Annotated in this window: 23 protein-coding genes and 1 pseudogene; 13 read left to right on the top strand and 11 right to left on the bottom strand. The window is 59.1% G+C overall.

The window, feature by feature from the left end; all coding sequences use genetic code 11:
• Nucleotides 1–9: 9 nt before the first annotated feature.
• The 3 genes from rlmN (at nt 10) to GKA01_RS05175 (ending at nt 3,076) form a co-directional block, all read left to right on the top strand.
• The gene (rlmN, locus tag GKA01_RS05185; protein ID WP_146859887.1) at nt 10–1,233 is read left to right on the top strand and encodes a 23S rRNA (adenine(2503)-C(2))-methyltransferase RlmN; all 1,224 of its coding nucleotides are present in this window, start codon (nt 10–12) and stop codon (nt 1,231–1,233) included.
• Nucleotides 1,234–1,310: 77 nt separating this feature from the next.
• Nucleotides 1,311–2,543 (top strand): argininosuccinate synthase, encoded by a 1,233-nt coding sequence (locus GKA01_RS05180; RefSeq protein ID WP_077803082.1) that lies wholly within the window; start codon nt 1,311–1,313, stop codon nt 2,541–2,543.
• A gap of 26 nt (nt 2,544–2,569) precedes the next feature.
• Nucleotides 2,570–3,076 (top strand): FKBP-type peptidyl-prolyl cis-trans isomerase, encoded by a 507-nt coding sequence (locus tag GKA01_RS05175; protein ID WP_146859884.1) that lies wholly within the window; start codon nt 2,570–2,572, stop codon nt 3,074–3,076.
• A 30-nt stretch (nt 3,077–3,106) separates the two neighbouring features.
• Here the strand turns inward: GKA01_RS05175 and GKA01_RS05170 are convergent, their stop codons facing one another.
• Entirely contained in the window at nt 3,107–3,649 is a 543-nt protein-coding gene (locus GKA01_RS05170; RefSeq protein WP_146859882.1) for a thymidine kinase, read from the bottom strand.
• On the opposite strand from GKA01_RS05170, the gene GKA01_RS05165 reads away from it, so the two are divergent.
• Nucleotides 3,648–4,229 carry a c-type cytochrome gene (locus GKA01_RS05165; RefSeq protein WP_228119805.1) on the top strand — a complete coding sequence of 194 codons (582 nt, stop codon included), beginning with the start codon at nt 3,648–3,650 and terminating at the stop codon, nt 4,227–4,229. The two genes, GKA01_RS05170 and GKA01_RS05165, sit on opposite strands and share 2 nt — an antisense overlap.
• 30 nt (nt 4,230–4,259) lie before the next feature.
• Nucleotides 4,260–5,249 carry a tryptophan--tRNA ligase gene (trpS, locus tag GKA01_RS05160; RefSeq protein WP_146859880.1) on the top strand — a complete coding sequence of 330 codons (990 nt, stop codon included), beginning with the start codon at nt 4,260–4,262 and terminating at the stop codon, nt 5,247–5,249.
• Nucleotides 5,250–5,253: 4 nt separating this feature from the next.
• Here the strand turns inward: trpS and lpxB are convergent, their stop codons facing one another.
• The 5 genes from lpxB to rpmI all read right to left on the bottom strand — a co-directional run bounded on the left by lpxB (nt 5,254) and on the right by rpmI (nt 10,706).
• Nucleotides 5,254–6,501, bottom strand: a complete 1,248-nt coding sequence (gene lpxB / locus GKA01_RS05155) for a lipid-A-disaccharide synthase (protein ID WP_146859878.1) — start codon at nt 6,499–6,501, stop codon at nt 5,254–5,256.
• Complete coding sequence (gene pheT / locus GKA01_RS05150) at nt 6,498–8,966, bottom strand: phenylalanine--tRNA ligase subunit beta (protein ID WP_146859876.1); 2,469 nt, start codon at nt 8,964–8,966, stop codon at nt 6,498–6,500. Before pheT ends, lpxB begins: the two co-directional genes overlap by 4 nt.
• A 1-nt stretch (nt 8,967) precedes the next feature.
• Nucleotides 8,968–10,038, bottom strand: a complete 1,071-nt coding sequence (gene pheS / locus GKA01_RS05145) for a phenylalanine--tRNA ligase subunit alpha (RefSeq protein ID WP_146859874.1) — start codon at nt 10,036–10,038, stop codon at nt 8,968–8,970.
• Between the two features lie 97 nt (nt 10,039–10,135).
• Nucleotides 10,136–10,492, bottom strand: a complete 357-nt coding sequence (gene rplT, locus GKA01_RS05140) for a 50S ribosomal protein L20 (protein ID WP_011251849.1) — start codon at nt 10,490–10,492, stop codon at nt 10,136–10,138.
• A gap of 13 nt (nt 10,493–10,505) precedes the next feature.
• A complete protein-coding gene (gene rpmI / locus GKA01_RS05135) occupies nt 10,506–10,706 on the bottom strand; it encodes a 50S ribosomal protein L35 (RefSeq protein ID WP_046901279.1) in 201 nt (66 codons plus the stop codon).
• Between the two features lie 310 nt (nt 10,707–11,016).
• On the opposite strand from rpmI, the gene GKA01_RS05130 reads away from it, so the two are divergent.
• The 3 genes from GKA01_RS05130 (at nt 11,017) to GKA01_RS05120 (ending at nt 14,620) form a co-directional block, all read left to right on the top strand.
• Nucleotides 11,017–13,443 (top strand): glucose/quinate/shikimate family membrane-bound PQQ-dependent dehydrogenase, encoded by a 2,427-nt coding sequence (locus GKA01_RS05130; RefSeq protein ID WP_146859872.1) that lies wholly within the window; start codon nt 11,017–11,019, stop codon nt 13,441–13,443.
• 132 nt (nt 13,444–13,575) lie between these two features.
• Entirely contained in the window at nt 13,576–14,226 is a 651-nt protein-coding gene (locus GKA01_RS05125; RefSeq protein WP_228119840.1) for an energy transducer TonB, read from the top strand.
• A gap of 115 nt (nt 14,227–14,341) precedes the next feature.
• A complete protein-coding gene (locus tag GKA01_RS05120; RefSeq protein WP_146859870.1) occupies nt 14,342–14,620 on the top strand; it encodes a hypothetical protein in 279 nt (92 codons plus the stop codon).
• 46 nt (nt 14,621–14,666) lie between these two features.
• Here the strand turns inward: GKA01_RS05120 and GKA01_RS05115 are convergent, their stop codons facing one another.
• The 3 genes from GKA01_RS05115 to GKA01_RS05105 all read right to left on the bottom strand — a co-directional run bounded on the left by GKA01_RS05115 (nt 14,667) and on the right by GKA01_RS05105 (nt 18,919).
• Nucleotides 14,667–15,101 (bottom strand): SufE family protein, encoded by a 435-nt coding sequence (locus GKA01_RS05115; protein WP_146859867.1) that lies wholly within the window; start codon nt 15,099–15,101, stop codon nt 14,667–14,669.
• Between the two features lie 69 nt (nt 15,102–15,170).
• Nucleotides 15,171–17,102 (bottom strand): response regulator, encoded by a 1,932-nt coding sequence (locus GKA01_RS05110; protein WP_146859865.1) that lies wholly within the window; start codon nt 17,100–17,102, stop codon nt 15,171–15,173.
• Nucleotides 17,099–18,919 (bottom strand): ATP-binding protein, encoded by a 1,821-nt coding sequence (locus GKA01_RS05105; RefSeq protein WP_146859863.1) that lies wholly within the window; start codon nt 18,917–18,919, stop codon nt 17,099–17,101. Before GKA01_RS05105 ends, GKA01_RS05110 begins: the two co-directional genes overlap by 4 nt.
• Nucleotides 18,920–19,036: 117 nt before the next feature.
• On the opposite strand from GKA01_RS05105, the gene GKA01_RS05100 reads away from it, so the two are divergent.
• Entirely contained in the window at nt 19,037–19,447 is a 411-nt protein-coding gene (locus GKA01_RS05100; RefSeq protein WP_146859861.1) for a hypothetical protein, read from the top strand.
• Between the two features lie 12 nt (nt 19,448–19,459).
• On the opposite strand, the gene GKA01_RS05095 is transcribed toward GKA01_RS05100, so the two are convergent.
• Together GKA01_RS05095 and GKA01_RS14065 are read right to left on the bottom strand one after the other, a co-directional pair.
• On the bottom strand, nt 19,460–19,846 hold the full coding sequence (locus tag GKA01_RS05095) for a hypothetical protein (RefSeq protein WP_228119804.1): 387 nt from the start codon (nt 19,844–19,846) through the stop codon (nt 19,460–19,462).
• A 36-nt stretch (nt 19,847–19,882) separates the two neighbouring features.
• Nucleotides 19,883–19,975: pseudogene (locus GKA01_RS14065) on the bottom strand (zinc-ribbon domain-containing protein); the annotation flags it as partial.
• Between the two features lie 124 nt (nt 19,976–20,099).
• Here GKA01_RS14065 and GKA01_RS05090 point away from each other — a divergent pair.
• From GKA01_RS05090 to GKA01_RS05075, 4 genes are read left to right on the top strand one after another with little or no spacing between them, the layout of a single operon-like run.
• Entirely contained in the window at nt 20,100–20,822 is a 723-nt protein-coding gene (locus GKA01_RS05090) for a cell division ATP-binding protein FtsE (protein WP_146859857.1), read from the top strand.
• Nucleotides 20,819–21,736, top strand: a complete 918-nt coding sequence (locus GKA01_RS05085; protein ID WP_146859855.1) for a cell division protein FtsX — start codon at nt 20,819–20,821, stop codon at nt 21,734–21,736. Before GKA01_RS05090 ends, GKA01_RS05085 begins: the two co-directional genes overlap by 4 nt.
• Nucleotides 21,715–22,326 carry a YdcF family protein gene (locus GKA01_RS05080; protein WP_228119803.1) on the top strand — a complete coding sequence of 204 codons (612 nt, stop codon included), beginning with the start codon at nt 21,715–21,717 and terminating at the stop codon, nt 22,324–22,326. The genes GKA01_RS05085 and GKA01_RS05080 overlap by 22 nt, the downstream gene beginning before the upstream one ends.
• Nucleotides 22,327–22,371: 45 nt before the next feature.
• Nucleotides 22,372–23,121 carry a lysophospholipid acyltransferase family protein gene (locus GKA01_RS05075; RefSeq protein ID WP_146859954.1) on the top strand — a complete coding sequence of 250 codons (750 nt, stop codon included), beginning with the start codon at nt 22,372–22,374 and terminating at the stop codon, nt 23,119–23,121.
• The last annotated feature ends 12 nt before the right edge of the window (nt 23,122–23,133 follow it).

Here is a 23,133-nt window from a genome sequence, read left to right as displayed (position 1 = left end):
TCCGGCGTCATGACAGCCGTAACCCATCCCGACATCCGCCCCCGAATCAATTCCGTCGCCTCCGACGACCTGAACGCCGCCGAGCGCGAGCGCATTCATGCGAAATCCGCGCTGTTCGCACCGCCCGAAGCGCGTCTGGCGGACGGACGGCGCGATCTGGTGGGCCTGTCGCGCGAAGAGCTGGCCGCGCTCATGACGGATATCGGCGAGAAGCCCTTCCGCGCCAAACAGCTCTGGCACTGGATCTACCATCAGGGCGCGACCGATTTCTCGGCGATGACCACCATCGCCAAGCCGATGCAGGCCAAACTCGCCGAGCATTTCATCGTCAGCCGTCCCGAGACCGCAACCGAACAGACCTCCGTGGACGAGACGCGCAAGTTCCTCTTCCGCTTCCGCGACGGTCAGGAAGCCGAAACCGTCTATATCCCGGATCGTCGCGAAGACCGCGGTGCTGTCTGCATTTCCTCGCAGGTCGGCTGCACCCTGTCCTGCACCTTCTGCCATACTGGCACACAGAAACTCGTCCGCAACCTGGGTCCTGCCGAAATTGTCGGCCAATTCATGGCCGCCCGCGACAGCTACGGCGAATGGCCCAGCCCCAGCGCCGACATGCCGCGCTACCTCTCCACGATCGTGCTGATGGGTATGGGAGAGCCGCTCTATAATTACGAAAATGTCGCAAAAGCCATGCGGATCATCATGGACGGCGAAGGCATCGCGCTCTCCCGCCGCCGCATCACGCTTTCGACCTCGGGTGTCGTGCCGATGATGGACCGCTGCGGCGAAGAACTGGGCATCAATCTCGCGATTTCCCTGCATGCCGTAACCAACGACCAGCGCGATCAGATCGTGCCACTCAACCGCAAATATCCGATCGAAGAGCTAATCGCCGCCTGCCGCCGCTATCCGGCCGCCTCCAACTCCCGGCGCATCACCTTCGAATACATCATGCTGCGCGGCATAAACGACAGCGAAGCCGATGCCCGCGAACTGGTGCGGCTGATCCGTGACCTGCCGGCCAAGGTGAATCTGATCCCGTTCAATCCCTGGCCCGGCTCGAACTTCCAGCCTTCAACCCGCCAGCAGCTCGCAAAATTCGCCAACATCGTGATGGATGCCGGTTTCGCATCCCCAATCCGCACTCCCCGTGGCCAGGACATCCTCGCTGCCTGCGGTCAGTTGAAAACCGAAAGCGAACGTCAGCGCCGCACAGTAAGCGGAGATGCCTGACACGCCCCCGGTTTCCCTCAATGGGCTGAACTGCTAGAAACGCTTCCCAAACGAAACACACCAAGGACCATGCCGTTATGAGTGCCCACCAGGACGTCAAGAAAGTTGTGCTCGCCTATTCTGGCGGCCTGGACACTTCGGTAATCCTTCGCTGGCTACAGAAAACTTATAACTGTGAGGTCGTGACCTTCACCGCCGATCTCGGACAGGGTGAAGAGCTGGAGCCAGCCCGCAAAAAAGCCGAGATGTTCGGCGTCAAGGAAATCTTCGTCGAGGATCTGCGCGAAACCTTCGTCAAGGATTTCGTGTTTCCCATGTTCCGGGCGAACACGCTTTATGAAGGCCAGTACCTGCTTGGCACGTCCATCGCCCGTCCGCTGATCGCACAGCGCCAGATCGAAATTGCCGAAGCTGTTGGTGCCGACGCCGTGGCGCATGGTGCGACCGGCAAGGGCAACGATCAGGTCCGTTTCGAACTTGGCTATTATTCGCTTAAGCCCGACGTGAAGGTCATCGCTCCATGGCGCGAATGGGATCTGACATCCCGCACGAAGCTCCTCGCCTTCGCTGAAGAGAACCAAATCCCCGTCACGAAGGACAAGCGCGGCGAAGCCCCGTTCTCCGTGGATGCGAATCTTCTGCACTCCTCGTCCGAAGGCAAACTGCTTGAAGATCCGTCGATCGGCGCCGAAGAAATCGTCTTCCAGCGCACGATCTCCCCGGAAGCAGCCCCTGACGTCGCCACCGAAATCGCCATCGATTTCGTCAGCGGTGATCCGGTTGCCATCAACGGTGTCGAAATGACCCCGGCAACCCTGCTGACCCGTCTGAACGAACTCGGTCGCGACAACGGCATCGGCCGTCTCGATATCGTGGAAAACCGCTTCGTGGGCATGAAATCCCGCGGCATCTACGAGACACCGGGCGGTACGATCCTGCTGGCCGCACACCGTTCCATCGAAAGTATCACGCTCGACCGCGAAGCTGCCCATCTCAAGGACAGCATCATGCCGCGCTACGCCGAAATCATCTATAACGGTTTCTGGTTCTCGCCCGAGCGCCGGATGCTTCAGGCTCTTATCGACACCAGCCAGCATTCCGTGACCGGTCGTGTCCGCATGCGCCTGTACAAGGGTAATGTGACCTGCGTCGGCCGTGAAAGCCCCCACAGCCTGTACGATACCCGCGTCGTGACTTTCGAGGACGACGAAGGTGCCTATAATCAGCAGGATGCCCAGGGCTTCATCAAGCTCAACGCCCTGCGCCTGCGGCTCGGCGGCCAGATCGGCCGTCGTGGCGGCACGCTCTGATTTCTCAACTGACTCCCCGGGGGACCATGACCAGTCTGATCCGTCTCACATCCGCTTTCGCCCTGTGTGGCGCCCTCGCCCTGACAGGGTGTGCGGGTGGCCACAAGCACACGGATGACTCCGACCTGACGCCCGAGCAGTTCATGGCGAAAATCCATGCAACTCCGGGGGTAAAGACCCTTCCGGACGGCCTGTCCTACAAGGTTCTCCAGTCAGGCCCGAAGGATGGTGACAGCCCGCATCACGGGTCCACCATCATGGTCATCTACGAAGGCCGTCTGCCGGATGGCGGCATTTTCGACAGCTCCGACCAGCACGGTAACGGCGCCTACATGGAAATGCCGCTCGACGGTCTGGTGCAGGGCTGGCTTGAAGCGCTGCCCATGATGCATGTCGGCGACGAATGGATGCTCTATCTGCCGCCGAACCTTGGCTACGGTAAACGTTCTATGGGCATCATCCCGCCCAACAGCCCCCTGATCTTCAAGATCCGCCTGCTGGGCGTCAACAACAGTGGCGGTGGCCAGCAGTAAGAGCCACCTGCTCCCTTCCGGAACCGGCCCTCAGGGCCCGTCCGGAAGGGACCAGTGTGCATCACAGCGCGCTTCATAAAGCTCCTGGTCCCCTGTCTCCAGAAGCTGTCCGGTCTCATGGCTTTTCGCCGTCCAGGCAGCGGGTTTCCCACAGATATGACAGCGCGCGGTCAGGACAATAACCTCGTCCGCTTCATCCATCAGTCGCGTCATGACATCGAAGGGAATGCGTCGGTAATCCGTATCCAGGCCACCCACGGTCACAGACGCACCTCGCAGACGCGCGTTCAGAATATCCTGAACGATATCTCCGCTGTAATGCGGCGAAACCCAGAACTGCCCCTCATCCAGCACGATATGATTGTACCGGCCGGCATCGGCTGGCCAGGCATTTGCAGACACAGCCGCAAGATGCGATCCGTCGCGACTCACAAGTTCAGAACCATCCCGCGTGTCAAAACCCGGCTTCAGGGCCAGAACATCCGCTTCCCTTTTCGCAGCGGCAATCAGATGCGCGGATTTACCCGCAAACATGGGCCCCACATAGACTACAAGACGTCCTCTGGCGGTCATGGTTTCTCCTTCCGATACCGCCATGAGCCCTATTCCGGCCGTTTTGCCAAGCCCGCCCTTGCTGAAACGTCTCAGGAAATGGCACAACGACACTGTGATCAGAATTGACCCTGCTGTCCGGCTGCCCCTGCTGCTTGCCATCTCCATGGTGGTTATCTTCGTGATCGCCCATGCCTGGGAAAATCGCGTTCAGGCGCCGCGCGAATACTCCAACGAATGCAGTATCTGCCATCACGGAGGGCACGGCCAGGTCTCCGAAATCGCTCCCATTTTCGGACGCGTCGGCCCGATTGCACGAACACCCGAAGGCCATCACTACCTGATCGATGTCCTGCTGTACGGGCTGGACGGTTCCATTATGGCCGGTGGGGGCCATTACAACAGCTCCATGCCGTCATTCCATCGCCTTCCTGACGAAGAGATAGCCCGCATCCTGACGTTTGTTGCAAGCCAGGAAATGCCGGAAAGCGCGCCGACCTTCACCGCAGCCGACATCGCCGGCGCCCGCGCTCATCCGATGTCGGCAACAGATGTCCTGCTGGAACGGCAGACGCTGGACCAGCGCCATCCCCTCCCCTGACCCTTTTCAACAAGCTGAAGACAGAAATCCATGCAGCGCGTATTTTCCGGCATCCAACCAACCGGCATTCCCCATCTGGGCAATTATCTCGGAGCAATCCGAAACTGGGTTACGCTGCAGAAAGACCATGACTGCGTCTTCTGCCTGGTGGATCTTCATTCCATCACCATGCCCTGGGACCCGCAGACCCTGCGTGGACAAACGCTCGGCTCAACAGCATGTCTGCTGGCGGCCGGAATCGAACCCACACGCCTGTACAACCAGTCCGCCGTCAGTGCACATGCCCGCCTCGGCTGGATTTTCAACTGTGTCTCACGCCTCGGCTGGCTCAACCGCATGACCCAGTTCAAGGACAAGGCGGGCAAGAACCGCGAAAACCATTCGGCGGGCCTGTACGTCTATCCGAACCTAATGGCGGCCGACATTCTGGCCTTCCACGCAACCCGCGTTCCTGTCGGCGAAGACCAACGCCAACATATCGAACTCACCAATGATATCGGCCAGAAATTCAATCATGATATGGGCGTGGAGTTTTTCCCGCAGGTGGAAGCCTTTATCCCTCCTGCTGCGGCCCGCGTCATGAGCCTGCGCGACGGCAGCAAGAAGATGTCCAAGTCTGACCCGTCAGAACAGAGCCGCATTGTCCTGACCGACACAGCAGACGACATTGCCCTGAAAATCCGCCGCGCCAAGACTGATTCCGAACCGCTCCCCAGCGAAATGGATGGTCTTAGCGAACGTCCGGAAGCCCGGAACCTCGTCTCCATCTATGCAGCCATGTCGGATGAAACACCGGCAGACATTCTGGCCCGCTTCAGCGGTCAGGGCTTTGGCCCGTTCAAGAATGCTCTCGCGGATCTTCTGGTAGAACGTCTGGCGCCGGTCGCCAGCGAAACGCAACGCCTGCTTCAGGACGAAGCGCATCTACTCTCTGTCCTGCGTGCAGGTGCCGAACGCGCGAACAGTATTTCGGAACCAATCGTTCAGGAAGCCGAACGCCTCGTAGGCTTCCTACGCTAGAATTTCAGATGCTGGACGACCGGGAAACCGATTCGTTCAGCAAATCCATGATCTCCGCAGCAGCTGCATCAGCCGGCGTTCCCACAGGCGGCGAGAGCATCTCAAGCACGTCAGCAAACGCCATACGCTGCTTTTCCACCATATGCGGATCACTTAACAACCTTGAGACCATTTCAGCCAGCTTCTTTGGCGTGCAATCTTCCTGAAGCAGCTCCGGTACAACTTCCCGCCCGGCCAAAAGATTGACCATCGCCACATGCGGCACTTTTATCAGACGCCGAGCAATCGTGGCCGTCACCGGGTTGACCCGATACGTCACCGCCATCGGCACATTACCCATAGCGAGTTCCAGCGTGGAGGTCCCTGACTTGGTCAGGGCACACTGAGCAGCCGCAAAGGCATCGTGCTTGTCATGAATGTCGGTAACGATATGCGGCTGGACCGGCCATTTGCGGATCAGCTGACGGATCGTCGGCGCAATCACAGGCGCAACCGGGATCACAGGACAGATATCCGGATATTGCACCCGCAACAGATCCAACATCCTGCGAAACACAGGCAGAAGCCGGGGTGCTTCCGAACGCCGACTACCCGGCATCAGGATTACGACAGGCGCATGGATCGGAATGTTATGCCGCGACCTGAACCGCTGCGCATTCCCCTGCCGCACGCCGGACTGAAGCACCGGATGCCCAACAAAGCGCCCCTCCAGCCCGCGCTTTGCAAACCACTCAGGTTCAAAAGGCAGCAGGCAAAGGAGCCGGTCCCACAAACCAGGGAACTCCTTGACCCGGCTTTCCCGCCAAGCCCAAACCTGCGGCGCGACATAGTGCACGCGTTTGATCCCGGAACGCTCGATTTTCTGCAACAAGCGCAGAGCAAAACCCGGACTGTCGATCGTTACGACAAGATCGGGTTTCCGGAGTTCGATATCCTGAACTGCTTCCAGAAGCCGCTGCGACAGATGACGTAGACGGGGCAGCACTTCGACAAGGCCCATGACGGCCAGGTCGCTCATCGGGAACAGGCTATGCAGTCCCAGCGCTTCCATACGGCCGCCGCCAACCCCAGCAAAAACCAGCGATGGGTCCTGCGCATGAAGCGCCTGCATCAGGCGCGCGCCAATCACGTCTCCGCTGGCCTCACCTGCCAGAATCCAGATCACCCGCCCGTACCGGGGCAAAGGCGTGGTCTTTTGGGAAGGGTCCGCTGTGGACTGTCCATCAGATCCGGATTCTGGAAGAGAGTTCATCGACGCAGCACAGCCCCTGTTGCCTTGAGCACCGCAGCTTCCACCGATTTGGAAACCGCTTCAAGCTGCGTATCCGTAAGACTCTCATTCTGCGGCTGCAAGACCACTTCCACACCAAGCGAGCGATGCCCTTCTGGCAGACTGCCTCCCTCGAACACGTCGAACAGCCGGACATCCTGCACCAGATTACGATCCGCCATCCGCACCGCTTTCAGAACGGCCTGGATTTCAACATCCGGTCCTGCAACGAAAGCAAAGTCACGCCGGACAGGCTGCAACGACGACAGGACAGGCACGGTTTTCCGCTTCACCTTCGGCTGGGGCACCTGATCCAGATAAACTTCAAACGCCACCACGGTTCCGCTCAGACCCAAGGCCCGCGCAACACGCGGATGCAGTTCGCCAAAGCTGCCCAGAACCGTCTTTGGCCCCTGTCGAACCTGCCCGGAACGACCCGGATGATAGAACCCTGGCGCATCCGCCGTCACGGACAGAGCCGCTTCCGGCACCCCCAAAGCCACCAGGGCCGCCGACAAATCCGCCTTCACATCCCAAAGGCTGGCTTCATATGCAGCCACACCCGGCTCACGTGCGGTCAGCCCAGCCCGAAGACCGGCAAGACGCAGATGCTGACCCGTCGCGTCGAAGCTCGGTCCAACCTCAAACAACGCGCCTTCGCCCGAGACACCAAGGCCGCGCGCCAGATTGCGTGACAATGCCCGTGCCAGATTGACCAGCGGGGTAGGACGAAGCTGGTCCAGATCCGTAGCAATCGGGTTCAGAAGATGCTGCGTTTCCGGAAGCTCTCCGAACAGCGCCGCATCATCCTGTGCTACAAAGGAAAAACCGACAGTCTCGGTCAGTCCGCGCGCTGCACAGATCCGCCGAAGCAGAGCCGCACGGGCCTGAAGGGGGGTCACGGCCGGAGCCGGAACCACCGTCATCTGCGGAAGCGCGACCGCTGGAACATTGTCCAGCCCGTAAAGACGCAGCACTTCCTCAAGCAGATCGCACTCTGCCTCCATGGCCTGAACATGGCTCGCAGCCTTTGCCGCCACAGCCTCGTCCAGTGTTGGTGCCTGCGCCAGAACCTGTCCCGACGCGATATCATTCCGCCAGGACGGCACAAGGAACGTCGCAGCGTCCACCGCCTGCTCAGTCACCTCAAAGCCGAGATGTTCCAGAGCCCGTACGGCATCTTCAGATGCAATATCCACGCCACCCAACGTCTTCAGACGCTCGAAACGCAGCGTCGCGGTCCGCTTCCAGTCCGGCAGGGTGCCTGCTTCGGCAATCTCACTAACCTCACCACCACATAGGTCGCGGATCATGATCGTAGCAGCCTCAAGCCCGTTAAGAACCTGTGCCGGATCAATCCCCCGCTCGAAACGCTGGCGTGCATCGGTGTGAATGGCCAGACGGCGTCCGGTCAGGGCAATTCGTACCGGATCGAATAGAGCGGATTCCACGAACACATCCGTCGTGTTCTCGTCAACTCCGCTACTTTCGCCGCCTATCAGACCGGCAAGCGACTGCACCCCGGCTTCATCGACAATGACCATATCCTCGGTACCGAGCACATATTCGCGCCCATCAAGGCCGGTAAAGGTCTCGCGCGCGGCATGCGTCACCGTCAGCGTATCGCCTTTAAGTTTCGCAACATCAAAGACATGCAGCGGGCGACCAAGATCGTAGGTAAGGTAATTCGTCACATCGACGAGCGCCGAAATCGGCTTGACCCCAACAGCTTCCAGACGCCGCCGCAGCCAATCCGGGCTCGGCCCGTTCTTCACATTCCGAATAACGCGCCCAACGATATACGGACAAGCCGGATGCTCGGTCCTCCATGCCAGAGGCGGCGGGAAATCCCCTTCCACCGCTTCCGTAAGCCATGGCTTGAGACGCCCGATGCCTCCCGCGGCCAGATCGCGTGCAATGCCACGAATGCTCAGCGCATCGCCGCGATTGGGCGTAATCGCGATCTCGATAACCGGATCATCTAGTTCCGCATAGGCTGCATAGGACTCACCGATCGGAGCCGCATCAGAAAGCTCGGCAATCCCGTTGCTTTCCTCGCCCAGCCCCAGTTCCTTCAGGGAGCACAGCATACCGTTGCTGTCCTGCCCCCGGATCTTGCCCTTCTTGATGGAGATGTCTAGCCCAGGAACATACGCCCCCGGCGTCGCGAAAATCACATGCAGACCCGCGCGGGCATTCGGCGCGCCACATACGACCTGCACATCTTCAAAGCCGGCGCCTGCAGCAACCCGGCAGACCTGAAGCCGGTCCGCATCCGGATGGCGATGCGCGTCCACGATCTTAGCCGTTCGAAAACCTACCAGACGGTCGGCAGGATTCTCAACGCTCTCGACCTCAAGCCCGATGACATTCAGCCGGGCACAGACCTCTTCAACAGAAGCCGTAAAATCAAGATGTTCGCGCAGCCAGGAAAGAGAGAACTTCATGTCACACGCCCTCCGTCAGCGTGGCCGGCGAAAACGCCGAAAATCCGTAATGACGCAGCCAGCGCAGATCGCTTTCGTAGAAAGAGCGCAAATCGGGAATGCCATTCTTCAGCATCGCCAGACGCTCAATGCCCATTCCGAACGCAAATCCCTGCCATTCGGCCGGATCAAGCCCACAGTTCGCCAGAACCCGTGGATGGATCATCCCTGATCCCAGAACTTCCAGCCAGTCAGAGCCACCACCGATCTCGCCAGTCGCCTTCGACCAGCCGATATCAACTTCCATGGAAGGCTCGGTGAACGGGAAATAGGATGCCCGGAAACGGACAGGCAGGTTCGGCTTGTCGAAATAGACGCGCAGGAATTCGATCAAGCAGCCCTTAAGGTGGCCAAGCGTGATGTTGCGATCGACCACAAGACCTTCGCACTGATGGAACATCGGCGAATGGGTTGCATCATGGTCGGCACGATAAGTCCGACCGGGCGCTATAATACGGATAGGAGGCTGTGAGCCGAGCATCGTGCGGATCTGCACGCCCGAAGTCTGCGTGCGTAGAAGCCGTGCCTCCCCCCCTTCAGCCTTCGGCGGCAGATAGAACGTGTCGTGCTCGGTCCGTGCAGGGTGATGGTCTGGCGTATTAAGCGCCGAGAAATTGTGCCACTGGCTCTCGATATCCGGCCCTTCGGCAACGGAAAAACCCATCGCGCCGAAAATAGCCGTCATTTCCTCAATGGTGCGACTGATGGGATGAATGGTGCCCGCCACAACCGAAGGCGCGGGCATCGTCACATCGACGCGCTCGGAGCGCAGGCGGGCCTGAAGCGCCTCTTCCTCAAGGTCGCGACCACGCGCCTCAACAGCTGCGGTCAGTTCGTCACGCAGACGGTTCAGCGCCTGACCGCGTTCCTTGCGTTCCTCAGGCTCCAGCTTGCCGAGCTGCTTGAGCAAACCCGTCAACGCACCGGATTTACCCAGTGTCCCGACGCGGATCGCATCCCACTGAGCACGGTCCTGCGCACCAGCCAGCGCCGCCAGCGTATCATTCCTGAGTATATCGAGATCGTCAGCCATACCGCCCATCCCCTGCAGCACAAAACAAAACGGGCCGTCCTGATAACAGGACGGCCCGCCAGTCACCAGACCCCCGAAGGGATCAAGCCGGAAAAGCTCAGCCGAGAGCGGCCTGGGCCTTCTTCACGATTTCACCGAAAGCGGCGCTATCGTCAAAAGCGATGGCGGCGAGAACCTTACGGTCGATCTCGATGCCAGCCTTGTCCAGACCATTGATGAAGCGGCTGTACGTCAGACCATGCTCGCGAACAGCAGCGTTGATACGCTGGATCCACAGGGCGCGGAAATCACGCTTCTTGTTGCGACGGTCACGATACGCATAACGCAGCGCCTTCTCGACGCGCTCCAGAGCGATACGGTAGTTCGTGGACGAACGGCCGCGATAACCCTTGGCGAGCTCGAGAACCTTCTTGTGACGGGCGTGCGACGTTACGCCCCGCTTGACACGTGCCATTTACCTTATCTCCTCAGAGCCCGTAGGGCGCCCACTGCTTGATTGTCTTCGCATCCATGTCCGTCATGGTCTGAGGACCACGGTTGGTGCGCTTCATCTTCTGCGGACGGTTGATAAGGCCATGGCGCTTGTTGCCCGGGCCGCACATCACTTTGCCGGTCGCGGTGATCTTGAACCGCTTCTTGACCGACGACTTGGTCTTCATCTTGGGCATTTCGGTCTCCCTCGCCGTAAACGATTGGTCCTGCACACAGTAAGGACTCTGCACGGCCGGGCATGCCACTCGTGGCCCGGACGCGTGCGCGGAAGCGGTGTCCTTATCGGAGACCAAAGTATTCTGCAAGCGCATTATTTTCTTGAACGCTCAATCATAAGTTCCCCCTTTCCTCAAGTCACGACGACGTGAATGCCCTCACAGTGACGTGAGCGAGATGAACCTTCTGACATCTTGACCCTTGATATCCTTCCATGTGCTTTGTCCGGAAGTCACCGTGCTGCACCAGAACAACATCTTCAGGAACATCATGAGTACAACATCCCGGCCAGGGCTCTGGGCCCTGATAACGGCCGCGGTCTTCGCGCTTTGCGGCGCGATCCTTACCGTTGGCGGCGCATGGGTCGCTGCCATCGGCGGCCCCCTTTATTATGTCCTCCTCGGTCTGGCGCTCCTCGCCACGGCTTTCCTCTCATTCCGGCGCAATCCGGCTGCTCTCTATCTGTTCGCAGTCGTCGTTTTCGCAACGGTCATCTGGGAACTCACGGTTGTCGGTCTCGACATCTGGTCCCTGATCCCGCGCTCGGACATCGTCATCATCCTCGGCATCTGGCTGCTGCTGCCGTTCGTCTCCCGCCAGATCGGCGGCACGCGGACGACCGTCCTACCGCTCGCCGGCGCCGTTGGCGTTGCGGTTCTGGCCCTATTCGCCAGCCTCTTCACCGACCCGCATGACATCAGCGGCGAACTGCCGACGCAGATCGCAAACGCCTCCCCCGCCGACCCGGACAACGTTCCGGCCAGCGAGTGGCATGCTTATGGTCGTACGCAAGCCGGTGACCGCTGGTCCCCCCTGAACCAGATCAACGCGTCCAACGTCAGCAACCTCAAGGTCGCATGGCATATCCACACCAAGGATATGATGAACTCCAACGACCCGGGCGAAGCAACGAACGAAGCGACCCCGATCGAGTTCAACAACACGCTTTATATGTGCTCGCTGCATCAGCAACTGTTTGCGATCGACGGGGCGACGGGCAGCGTGAAATGGACGTATGATCCGAAGCTGCAGATCAATCCGGGCTTCCAGCATCTGACCTGCCGTGGCGTCAGCTTCCATGAAACACCCGCCAATGCTACGGATTCCGACGGCAACCCTGCTCCGACGGACTGCGCCAAGCGCATCATCCTGCCGGTCAATGATGGTCGCCTGGTTGAAGTCGATGCGGATACGGGCAAAACATGCTCCGGCTTCGGCACGAATGGCGAAATCAATCTGCGCCTTCCAAACCAGCCTTACACGACGCCCGGACAGTACGAACCGACGTCCCCGCCGGTCATCACGGACAAGCTGATCATCGCCAACAGCGCCATCACCGATAACGGTTCGGTCAAGCAGGCTTCAGGCGCCACGCAGGCATTCGACGTCTACACCGGCAAGCGCGTCTGGGTGTTCGATGCATCCAACCCGGATCCGAACCAGCTTCCGGATGACAGTCATCCTGTCTTCCACCCGAACTCCCCGAACTCGTGGATCGTGTCGTCCTACGACAAGAATCTGAACCTCGTGTACATCCCGATGGGCGTGGGTACCCCCGACCAGTGGGGCGGTGACCGCACGAAGGATTCCGAGCGTTTCGCTCCGGGCATCGTCGCGCTGAACGCAGACACGGGCAAGCTCGCCTGGTTCTACCAGACCGTTCACCATGACCTGTGGGACATGGACGTTCCGTCCCAGCCGAGCCTCGTGGACATTACCCAGAAGGACGGCACACTCGTTCCGGCCATCTACGCACCGACCAAGACCGGTGATATTTTTGTCCTCGACCGGCGCACTGGCAAGGAAATCGTCCCTGCTCCGGAAACTCCCGTTCCCGGCGGCGCTGCTCCGGGCGATCACACCAGCCCCACCCAGCCGATGTCGCAGCTGACCCTACGTCCGAAGAACCCGTTGAACGACTCCGATATCTGGGGCGGCACGATCTTCGACCAGATGTTCTGCAGCATCTATTTCCACAGATTGCGCTACGAAGGCCCCTTCACGCCGCCGTCGCTCAACGGCTCGCTCATTTTCCCGGGCGATCTGGGAATGTTCGAATGGGGTGGCCTCTCGGTCGACCCGCAGCGTCAGGTGGCTTTCGCCAACCCGATCTCCCTGCCATTTGTCTCGAAGCTGGTTCCCCGCGGACCGGGCAACCCGCTCTGGCCTGAAGAGAATGCTAAGGGCACGGGCGGCGAAACCGGTCTGCAGCACAACTATGGCATTCCTTATGCCGTGGATCTGCATCCGTTCCTGGATCCGGTGCTCCTGCCGTTCGGCATCAAGATGCCCTGCCGCACGCCGCCCTGGGGCTATGTCGCCGGTATTGACCTGAAGACCAACAAGGTTGTCTGGCAGCACCGCAACGGCACCCTGCGTGACTCGATGTACGGAAGCTCCCTGCCGATCCCGCTGCCGCCGATCAAGATCGGTGTCCCGAGCCTTGGTGGCCCGCTCTCCACAGCTGGCAACATCGGCATCCTGACGTCGTCCATGGATTACTACATCCGGGCTTACAACCTGACGACAGGCAAGGTCCTCTGGCAGGATCGCCTGCCGGCTGGCGCCCAGAACACTCCGATGACCTATGCCATCAACGGCAAGCAGTACATCGTAACCTATGCAGGCGGACACAACTCGTTCCCGACCCGCATGGGCGACGACATCATCGCCTACGCCCTGCCCGATCAGAAATGATCTGACGGGACCCGAAAGGTTATGGAAAAAAAGGGGGATGCCAATCGGTATCCCCTTTTTTTATTTCTCTTACTGGCAGACCACAAAGTCCGTTACATAACGTAACACCCTTCGTTGAATCTGAGGACCGTGATGATAACAGATGCTGTACGCCCTACGCTGCTGGCGAGCATCCTCCTGTTGGCCGGAACAAGCAGCGCTCATGCTGAAGAGCACACGGCCCCGATGCTTGACCCCCACCATCACGGCATTCTCATTTATCCACCCGCCGAGCTTGAGCGACATCAGAACGGAACCGCTCATATCCGCTGCACCATCAGCGACGCAGGTTTCGCAACGGATTGTCAGACTACAGCATCCCAACCCGACTTTGCTCTTGCGGCTGAAAACCTCGTCTACAGTTCGACCTTCCTTCCTGCATACGAAAATGGGGTCGCGATCCAGGGGGCCTGGGAATACACTTATACATTCCATACCTCCCCAGACCTGGCGAAACCGACTTTCGACAAAGCGCATTCACGGGCGCCGTATTTCCCGGAAGCCGCTGACGTGACGGGACTAGGCGGCAAAATCACGGTCACATGCAAAATCGATCCGATAGGCGTTGCACATGAATGTTCGGCAAGCAAAGGCCCTACGCTTCTTCAGAAAGCCACGCTCGCCTATTTCAGCCTCGCACGTTATTACCCGGCTTTCAGAGACGGAAACCCTGTTGAAAGTACGTACGAGGGCAGCGTGAACTGGGACAATTCTCACCCCATCGATCAGAAAGGATTTCGCTAGGGTTCCCGACGCTGTGAAACTTGCATTCCAATCAAGGCGTATAGCATTCTAATGCAAAGGCCCGATCAAAGCCCTACGATAACAGGGAGGGGTCACAGTACTGGAGAGAATCCCCATGCCATTCCGTCGCCTGTCTGTCGCTGCTCTTGCCATTCTGGCGCTCGGTGCCCAGATTGCCCACGCCAAACCCTGTCGCGATGACAAGGGGAAATTCGCCAAATGCGAAGCACCCCAGAAGCCAAAACCCTGCCGAGACAAAAAAGGCAAGTTCACCAAGTGCCCGCCCGCTATTTCTGGAACCGGCCCCACGACCGGCTCGGCCCCCTCAGCCACGGCACCACACAACGTAACCGATGGTAAGATCCCGTCAGCTTCGGAAAATCATCCGCAGTAAAACCGGTTGCAAAACCCCTGCCGACATCTGACGGCAGGGGCTGTTTTTACAACGCCGCGCGCTTTTGAATGGCTTGAGCCATGGCCTCCACACCATTCCCCCGGTTCGTCGACAGCGCTTTAACCAGTCCCATCTCGTGCAGAAATATCGGGCTGGTTCCCAGAATTTCCGCTTTCGTACGCCCGGAATAGACGCGCAGCAAAAGCGCGACGAGACCCTGCACGATTGCGGCATCGGACGCACCAGCAAAAAGCAGCTTCCCATCCCTCTCGAAGGCTTCCAGCCAGACCTGACTCTGGCATCCAGGCACCCTGTGCATGTCGTCCTGCCAGTCTTCCGGGAAAGAGGGCAGTTTACGCCCCATTTCAATGATGTACTGATACCGTTCCATCCAGTCATCAAACAGGGACAGCTCTGCCTCGATTTCAGCGATGGCAGCCGCAGCCGTGTCTTCCTGCGGAACGAGATAGGCGTCATTCACGCGTCATAAACTCCCTTACACACATCGCGAGATGCTTCGGATAACAAGCCCTGATTACGCAAGCCCGTTTTAAAGGCTGTCGGTAATTTGCATGGTTCCAGCTACCGCCCTGCGCAGATCTTCCTGCGTAAAAGGCTTAGGCAACAGCAGGCCATTTTCCGGAGCGGGCATATCATCGGTGTGACCACTGATAAACAGAACCTTCAGTTCGGGAAGAACCTCAAGAAGTGCCCGTGCACTCGCCAACCCATCGTGATCGGGCATTCTCATATCCACGATCGCCATATCATATGGCGCTTTCGGATCGATCCGTTCCAACGCACTCTCAAGAGACGCAACAGCCGTCACACTATGCCCATCCTGGCTCAGGAAACCCGCCGTCACCATCCGTACAGACGCCTCGTCATCAAGTACGAGAACCCGGAGTGCACGATCAACCTGGCCTGAACTGCCCTGTAACAGCTTCTCCTGACGCATACCTGCGCGCGCCACAGGCACCAGCATCGTCATTCGCGTTCCTTCGCCAACGACACTGTCCACAATGATCTCACCGTAGCTCCGGCTAAGAAATCCATAAACGCTGGACAACCCAAGCCCTGTTCCCCGCCCCACGTCCTTGGTCGTGAAAAACGGATCAAAAATCCGGGCAGCGACATCCGCAGACATGCCCGCCCCCTCGTCCGTGACAATGATCGCAACAGCCTTGTCCGGGCAACATTCGGATGGAAGATCGCTTCGCTTCTGTTCGACGACATGAACACTGACACGCACGGTCCCGCCATCCGCCATGGCATCGCGGGCATTCACACACAGGTTCAAAAGCGCCATTTCAAGCTGATCCGCATCGGACCAGACCTGCGGCAGGTCTGCCGGAAAATCCTCAATACAGAGAGCACAAGGCGCGGAAGACGCGGGCGCACCCCGTTTTTTTAGACTTTGACGCAAAAGATCCGTCAGTCCGGGCAACAACTGCTGAAGTGAAACTGTCGACAGACGGGCTTCCCGCGGCCGCCCGAACTGGAGCAGTCTGCGCGTCAGAACAGCCCCCCTCTGCGCTGAATCGGCGGCATTGCGAAGCAGCGTCAGCGAGGCTTCATCCAGATCCGCAATATCTTCCAACAACTCCAGAGACCCGGAAATTGCGGCCAGAAGATTGTTAAAATCATGTGCAATCCCCCCAGCCAGCGTTCCCAGGGATTGAAGCTTTTCCGTCTGCCGAAGCCTGGATTCCATGATAATCCGTGACGTCACGTCGCGATCCATGCTGACCTGCCACGCCTCTGCATGAGACGCCCCTTCCGGCCATGCAAGCGCCAGCCGGGTCAGTTCATGCCAGCGCGTGGACGTTCTACCCCCCTCTTCCGCCAGCACCTCACCAACAAGCCGCTCGTCATGCCCGGACTGTCGGACCTTCTCACGCATCGCGATGACGTCTGGCAGGAGCGCTTCCGGGAAATGTCCCTCTTCGCTTGCCGCCCCATTCTCTGCCTCATCACGGACATTGCTGCGAATGCAACGGCCGTTGCCGTCCGAGAAGACCAGTCCAATTGGCAGGGCTTCCATCAGCCCTCGAAGAAGAGCCTGCTCCGTCCTCAGGGCACGTTGCGCAAGACAGTGCTGCGTGACTTCACCAACCAACGAGCGCAGCGCATCCGAATCCCAGGGCTTGTGCACATAGGCCTGCACCTGCCCCTGATTGAGCGCGGAAACCACGGCTTCCAAATCAGCATAACCCGTCAGCAGAATACTGCGTGCGTCGGAGAAGGCCCTGGCCTGCATGAGCAGCTGATCGCCGGTCAGCCCCGGCATTCTCTGATCGGAAATAATCGTTGCAACATCCCGATACTCCCGCAGCAGATCAAGAGCACGCAGAGGATCGGTGGTGGAAAGGATCTCATACTGATCTTCGAGAAGATCTGTCAGGGCAACGAGAATTTCCTCCTCATCATCGACAAGCAGGATCAGAGGACGCGATGGCCCCTTGGCGCTCCAGAACGTCATGCTGCGCGACCGGTCGCCACCGGCCCCTCCTCTGTCATACGCACAGGCAGACTGAGCCGGAAACACGCTCCGACCCCCAGACCACCTGGCAGATTGGCATCCGTGACCTCAATGGTACCGTCATGCGCCTCCATGACGCTGTAAGCAATGGCAAGACCCAGTCCGGTACCCGTTCCTACAGGCTTGGTTGTAAAGAACGGATCAAAGATCCGGATCCTGAGCTCATGTGGCAGACCTGGACCGTCATCGCTCACGCTCATCACATACCGTCCGTGCTCAAGACGGGATGTGATGACGATCTGCCCCCGCACTACTTCTCCCTCCGCAGCGGTATCAGCCAGTGCATCTGCCGCATTCGATATGATGTTCATGACGACCTGATTGAGAAATGCCGGCTGACAGACAAGCTCAGCGGGCGCCTGCAAGTCCTTCCGGACCACGATCCCCGGTCCAAGTTTATGAGCCAGCAACGCAAGCGCCGTATCCAGAGCGGCGGGCACGTCGACTTTCTGAAACGAACTCTCGTCCAACCGCGAAAATCGCCGCAGGCTCAGGACAAGGTTCTGGATCCGCTGAAGACCGAGCTTCATGGACTCCAGTCTGGACATGCCCTTCTTCGTCAGCGACATCGCCTCGTCCGAAGCGTTCACACCCTGTAGCCGCCGCAACGTCCGCGTTACCGTATCAGCGTGGGCAATCGTAAAGGCCAGGGGGTTATTGATTTCATGGGCAATACCGGCAACCAGTTCCCCCAGAGATGCCATCTTGGCAGTCTGGACAAGTTTGGACTGTGCCTGAAGCAGACGCTCATTTGTTCGTGCCAGCTCCATATTGGCCTGCGCCAGTGCTTCGGCCATTTCCGCCTTAGCACGGGCGGCCTCGAGCGTCAGGGCGCTCTGCTGCCGTTCGATTTCCTGCTGACGGAACTCGTCCTGCGCCATACGCCGTTGCGCCAACGTCCGGATCCGCATGGCCAGCGCTTCCAGAGCGATGTCGCTGGGTACAAGGTCGTCAATGCCTGCTTCAAAAAACTCACCGGACGACTGGCGCCTGAAACGGGACGCTTCCACGATCCCCAGAGTCCGAAAAGGAATTCCACCGGCCTCCAGCACAGCCTGTCTTCTTGCATCCAGCAAACGGCAGAATTTAAGATCCTCATCCCCGCTTCCCAGATCAAGCACAAGACAGTCCGGGCTATCCGCACCCCGCAGCCATCCTCCCTCGATCAGATCGTCGGAACGTTCAATGGATGTGACAGTGTGACCGTCCCGCCAGAGCAGTTCGCCGAGAGTCGTCTCCGGCACATCCTCGACACTCTCGTCTTCGTCTTCGTCGTCCCGTGGAGAATTGACAATCACAATCCTCGCCCGACGCAGGCGTGAAGCTTCATCGACCTGAAGCAGTTCCGGCCCCTCACGCAGCAGAGCCCGCATCCGAAGAACCATAAGATCGGGATGCGCCGATTTGGAGATATAGGCATCCGCCCCGCTCTCCAGCCCTTCGCGCTCCGCCCCTGGCGACGCATCCTCGGTCAGCATCAAAATGGGAATATTGCGGGTCAACGCATCAAGCCTGAGGCGTCGCGCAAGCTGGCCGCCGCTCATGCCCGGCAATTCGGTACAGGCGACAACGAGATCGGGCATCGTTTCCTCAATGGTCACGAGGCCTTCTTCGCCGCTCATCGCGCAGGTCAGGGCAAAACCTTCCTTGACCAGCACCTGCGCGATCCGGCGCGCGTGCTCGCAATCCGGTTCCACAAGCACAACACGAGGCATGTCAGGCGTGACTACAGGCAGTTCGAACTCAGGAAACGGCATGGCGATACGGGAAAGTTTGCATTGGCGATCTCTTGCAGCTAGTCCGGAGTGACCCACTCGTCCGTCATAGAGGGACGAAGATTAACTCCCGTTGCCGGACCACTGGAAGCCATATCTATGGACATGCAGCCGCCTCCCCATATTACGGACCGTCTTCTCGGCAGCAGAAACCGCACCGATTCATCTTTTACGGTATCGTCCATGATCAGAACAGGTATCTGGTCAGTCTGCTATTTCGCCTTTTATCTGGCGCAGCAGGTCGCTGAACTTCTCGCGCCCCTGCTGCTAATCCTTGGGCTAGGCTGGTCCATTCTTCCCCATATCGTCAACGCGATCACAACAAGTGCCGCCAGCGCCGATCCTCAGGCCCGGGACATCATGAATCATGTCGCCGGAACACTGCCGAACCATCTGCAAATCGGAAGTCATCTGATCACGCCGGGTTCACTAATTTTTGACGGCATCATTCTCATGGTCATCGCAGCTGTCGGGGCAACGGTCTCGGCACTGTCAGCCCGCAACATGTGAAGCCCTTCGGGATCAGGACAGATGCCCGATCCCCGGCAGAGCGCTGAAAAATCCCACGCCCACACAGTAGTAAATGCTTGCAAGACCTAATCCCGCGAGCACAAGGCTGCCCCCCCATGCTGCTGCCCACGCCGCCGTGGATCCGATCATCGCCGGACTATTGTCAGCCGTCTGCGCCTGGAGATCTCCCGCCGAGCGAGAGTGCAGCACCGCAGACCGACTCGTGGCATTGCGGCTCGCCACATGACCGATCGTCCACGCCCTCGCCTCCCCTGGGGCACCCACCACTTCCGCAACAATCGGCATCTCTCTGCTTTCTTCGTCCGGAACTTTGAACTCAGCAGGTATGTCGGCAGAGGCATCGCTTCTGGCGTCCAGAGGATTTTCGGAATGCGCCACAGGATCCGCTGCCTGCGACACAAAATCCCAACTGTCTCCACAATTGGCACAACGCAACCGTTTGACCCCTTTTGCCCGTGCCTCCGGAACCTCAAAAACTGCATGACAGTGAGGGCATTCAAAGCGCATTCAATCAATCCCTTCGACAGTCGGCTTCAATCCAGAATAGCCTGACCCATACGGCGGTCTCTTTATGACGAGAAGATCGTTATTAAATGGTTAATAAATTGCCTGTATTTCTAATGAAAACATCATGATCCGCCTGCTGAATGTCTCAACGATGCCTCCCGGAACGGGGCAGCCGATTCTGAAGAATCTAACGCTCACCGTACCGCAGGGTGAGTTCCGGTGGCTGCTCGGCCCCTCGGGCGCTGGCAAATCCAGCCTGCTTCGACTCCTGACCCTTGAGACACCTCCTTCCGCAGGCCAGATGGAGATATTGGGCATTTCCATTGGTCGTGGCGCGAGTAAAGGGACCAGTCGGGCAGCCCTTCGGAACCTGAGACGCAGGATCGGGTTCGTTCCCCAGGATTACCGCCTGATCGGGGACTGGACCGTATTCGATAACGTCGCGCTGCCCCTCAGACTGCGCGGCGCTTCCGAGCGGGATACGAGGCGGGAAGCCTTCGCCGTGCTGGAATGGCTGGACGTCGCTCATCTTGCCGATAAACGTCCCGGTAGTCTGTCGGGCGGGGAGCAGCAGCGCGCTGCAATCGCCCGCGCACTGATCGGGAGACCCGAGCTTCTTCTGGCCGATGAGCCTACGAATGCCCTTGAAGATGCACAGGCCCGGCGTCTTCTGGGGACCTTTCAGGAACTGGTGGACATGGGCACCACTGTCATCGTCGCCACCCATAACGAGGCTCTGGTCCGCGAAGCTCCGGCGCGTTCCATTATCGTGCGTGACGGCACTCTCACCGCAGATCCGCAGATTCAGGACAGTTTCGCCATACGCCCTTCCGGTGAACAGTCGTGAGTGCGCCTGTCTCCCCGGGACTGCGCTCCGGCAGCCTTCCGCTGCTCGTGGCCCTCATGACCCTTCTGGCAGGCCTGGCTCTTGCCGGACTGACAGGAGTGCAGACCCTCGCGCGAAGCTGGGCCAGCGCTGCCCGCAACGACACGACGATCGAGATCGCGTCCGATACGCCACGGCTCGAAGAGCGCCTCCAGTCCCTAGCGGAAGCTCTTCACAAAGTCCCGAGTGTCACGGCAGTCCGGGTGCTTTCACCTTCTCAGGTACAGACTCTTCTCGCCCCGTGGTTGGGGAACGGGTCATCGGATACCGGATCACAAAAAGATCCTCTACCCGGACTTTCCCTTCCCGTGGTGCTGATTGTCGCCCATGCGGGAACGTCTGACCTCGGCGCGCTCGTGCATGCAACGCTTCCTGAAGCAATCGTTGAGGAGGATCGTCGCTGGGGAACGCGTCTGAATGGACTTGGAAGCAGCCTTGTGGCCTGTGCCTGGCTGGCTGTAGGTCTCATCGTCGCCATTGCCGTAATCTCGATCGGCATGACCGTGCGCCGTTCGGTCATGGCGCAGCGCAAAGCCGTCGAGATCGTTCACTTTCTCGGTGCAGGCGATTTAACGATTTCGAGCACAATCGCCGGACGGGCCGGGCTCCTGAGTTTTTCCGGAGCCATCACCGGACTGGTATTCCTGAGCCCTGTTCTCAGTATTCTCGCGCGAAAGCTGGCCCCCTTTTCCCACAGCTACGCGACCACCATTCATACAGAGGCAAAGGGTCTTCTGGCGGGTTTCTGGACGACCCTCGACGTCCTGCCACAAGGTCTTCTGGAACAACTTGCAAGTCTCCCCCTGATTGCCGCCTGTCTTGGATGGATGACCGCACAAACAGTCGTCCTCGTATGGCTCCGCCGCCTGCCATGAAGCCCGTGCTCCGGACATGTCTGACACTGGGAATCCTGTGGCTGGCAGGTTTCGTATGGTTCATTCAGGATGCCCGGAAAGCTCCGGCGCCAGCCACCGTCTGTGATGGAATTGTTGCGCTGACGGGGGGCGAACAGCGTGTGGATACCGCCATTGCTCTCCTCAGAGGCGGATATGGACATTTGCTTCTGATTTCCGGCGTCGGACCCCATGTCACGCTTCAGAATCTACTGCGTGGCCAGCAGTCTTCAGGTTCCTCCGCTCTGGCAGGCCGAATTACGTTAGGCCGCCGTGCGACCAGTACCATTGGTAACGCCCATGAAACCGCGCAATGGGCACAGGACAACCACCTTCACCGACTGCTGATCGTCACTTCGGGCTACCATATCCGGCGCGCCATTCTTGAAATCCATCGCGTCGCACCGGATCTGGCACTGGTTTCCTCTCCGGTCGTTCCCCTCGCCCTTCAGGCCCCCCTGTCACGCCGAACCGTGTTGTTGATGTTCCGCGAATACAACAAGCTTCTCGGCGCCGGACTATGTGCCATAACCGGTCTCCCTGATGGCCGCGACGGGCTGGGCGGCATGTGACAGACCTTGTGCCCGCAAGTCTTTTCTGGTGTTCAGACAGACATGATGAGCATTCTGCGCGGCGTCCTGTTCAATCTTTATCTCTTCTGGATCACCCTGTTCATGGGCTTCGGAACCATTCCGATCCGTCTCATGAAACGACAGGATCTGGCTCTTTCCTACGCCAAACTCTGGGCAAGACTGGTTCTGGCCGGATTTTGCCGCATCTGCTCCGTGCGCATCGAGATTACAGGGCGCGAAAACCTGCCATCCGGCCCGTTGCTGATCGCGTCCCAGCATCAGTCCTTCTTCGACGGCTTCATCTGGATGACCCTCGTTGATCGCCCTGATTACATCGTCAAATCCGAATTGACCCGAATTCCCGTGGTCGGTCCGATGCTCCTGCTGACAGGCATGATCGCCATTGACCGGAAAGCCGGACCGAAGGCCCTGCGCAACATGATGCAGGCTACAAAAGCCGCTCATGCCGACAACCGCCAGATTATCATCTTTCCCGAAGGCACCCGAACCCTACCAGGCGAACGCGTTTCCATACAGCCCGGCGTCATCGCCCTCGCCCGGCAGGCCGATACCCCCGTTGTACCCGTCGCTACTGATTCCGGACTGTTCTGGGACCGCAATCCATGGCTGAAACGTCCCGGAATTTTGCATGTCGCCATCGGACGCCCCCTTCCCGTCGAACAGGAACGCAGGGCCTTCACGAAGGGACTGGAGAGCGCGTGGGACGACCTGTGCACAACCCATGCTTTGCCCCGAGATCCTGTGGATAACTCTGTGGACCTGACAAACCCCTGAGAAAACAGCAAA

Source organism: Gluconobacter kanchanaburiensis NBRC 103587, assembly GCF_007988905.1.
GTDB classification, from domain to species: Bacteria; Pseudomonadota; Alphaproteobacteria; order Acetobacterales; family Acetobacteraceae; genus Gluconobacter; species Gluconobacter kanchanaburiensis.
Note: the sequence above shows the minus strand (reverse complement) of the source record. Positions and strands in the feature narration are given on the sequence as shown.

Coding starts and splice junctions, on each gene's coding strand:
- rlmN (WP_146859887.1), top strand. CDS start 10: ATGACAGCCGTAACCCATCCCGACATCCGCCCCCGAATCAATTCCGTC.
- GKA01_RS05180 (WP_077803082.1), top strand. CDS start 1,311: ATGAGTGCCCACCAGGACGTCAAGAAAGTTGTGCTCGCCTATTCTGGC.
- GKA01_RS05175 (WP_146859884.1), top strand. CDS start 2,570: ATGACCAGTCTGATCCGTCTCACATCCGCTTTCGCCCTGTGTGGCGCC.
- GKA01_RS05165 (WP_228119805.1), top strand. CDS start 3,648: ATGGTTTCTCCTTCCGATACCGCCATGAGCCCTATTCCGGCCGTTTTG.
- GKA01_RS05170 (WP_146859882.1), bottom strand. CDS start 3,649: ATGACCGCCAGAGGACGTCTTGTAGTCTATGTGGGGCCCATGTTTGCG.
- trpS (WP_146859880.1), top strand. CDS start 4,260: ATGCAGCGCGTATTTTCCGGCATCCAACCAACCGGCATTCCCCATCTG.
- lpxB (WP_146859878.1), bottom strand. CDS start 6,501: ATGAACTCTCTTCCAGAATCCGGATCTGATGGACAGTCCACAGCGGAC.
- pheT (WP_146859876.1), bottom strand. CDS start 8,966: ATGAAGTTCTCTCTTTCCTGGCTGCGCGAACATCTTGATTTTACGGCT.
- pheS (WP_146859874.1), bottom strand. CDS start 10,038: ATGGCTGACGATCTCGATATACTCAGGAATGATACGCTGGCGGCGCTG.
- rplT (WP_011251849.1), bottom strand. CDS start 10,492: ATGGCACGTGTCAAGCGGGGCGTAACGTCGCACGCCCGTCACAAGAAG.
- rpmI (WP_046901279.1), bottom strand. CDS start 10,706: ATGCCCAAGATGAAGACCAAGTCGTCGGTCAAGAAGCGGTTCAAGATC.
- GKA01_RS05130 (WP_146859872.1), top strand. CDS start 11,017: ATGAGTACAACATCCCGGCCAGGGCTCTGGGCCCTGATAACGGCCGCG.
- GKA01_RS05125 (WP_228119840.1), top strand. CDS start 13,576: ATGATAACAGATGCTGTACGCCCTACGCTGCTGGCGAGCATCCTCCTG.
- GKA01_RS05120 (WP_146859870.1), top strand. CDS start 14,342: ATGCCATTCCGTCGCCTGTCTGTCGCTGCTCTTGCCATTCTGGCGCTC.
- GKA01_RS05110 (WP_146859865.1), bottom strand. CDS start 17,102: ATGACGTTCTGGAGCGCCAAGGGGCCATCGCGTCCTCTGATCCTGCTT.
- GKA01_RS05105 (WP_146859863.1), bottom strand. CDS start 18,919: ATGCCGTTTCCTGAGTTCGAACTGCCTGTAGTCACGCCTGACATGCCT.
- GKA01_RS05100 (WP_146859861.1), top strand. CDS start 19,037: ATGGACATGCAGCCGCCTCCCCATATTACGGACCGTCTTCTCGGCAGC.
- GKA01_RS05090 (WP_146859857.1), top strand. CDS start 20,100: ATGATCCGCCTGCTGAATGTCTCAACGATGCCTCCCGGAACGGGGCAG.
- GKA01_RS05080 (WP_228119803.1), top strand. CDS start 21,715: ATGGCTCCGCCGCCTGCCATGAAGCCCGTGCTCCGGACATGTCTGACA.
- GKA01_RS05075 (WP_146859954.1), top strand. CDS start 22,372: ATGAGCATTCTGCGCGGCGTCCTGTTCAATCTTTATCTCTTCTGGATC.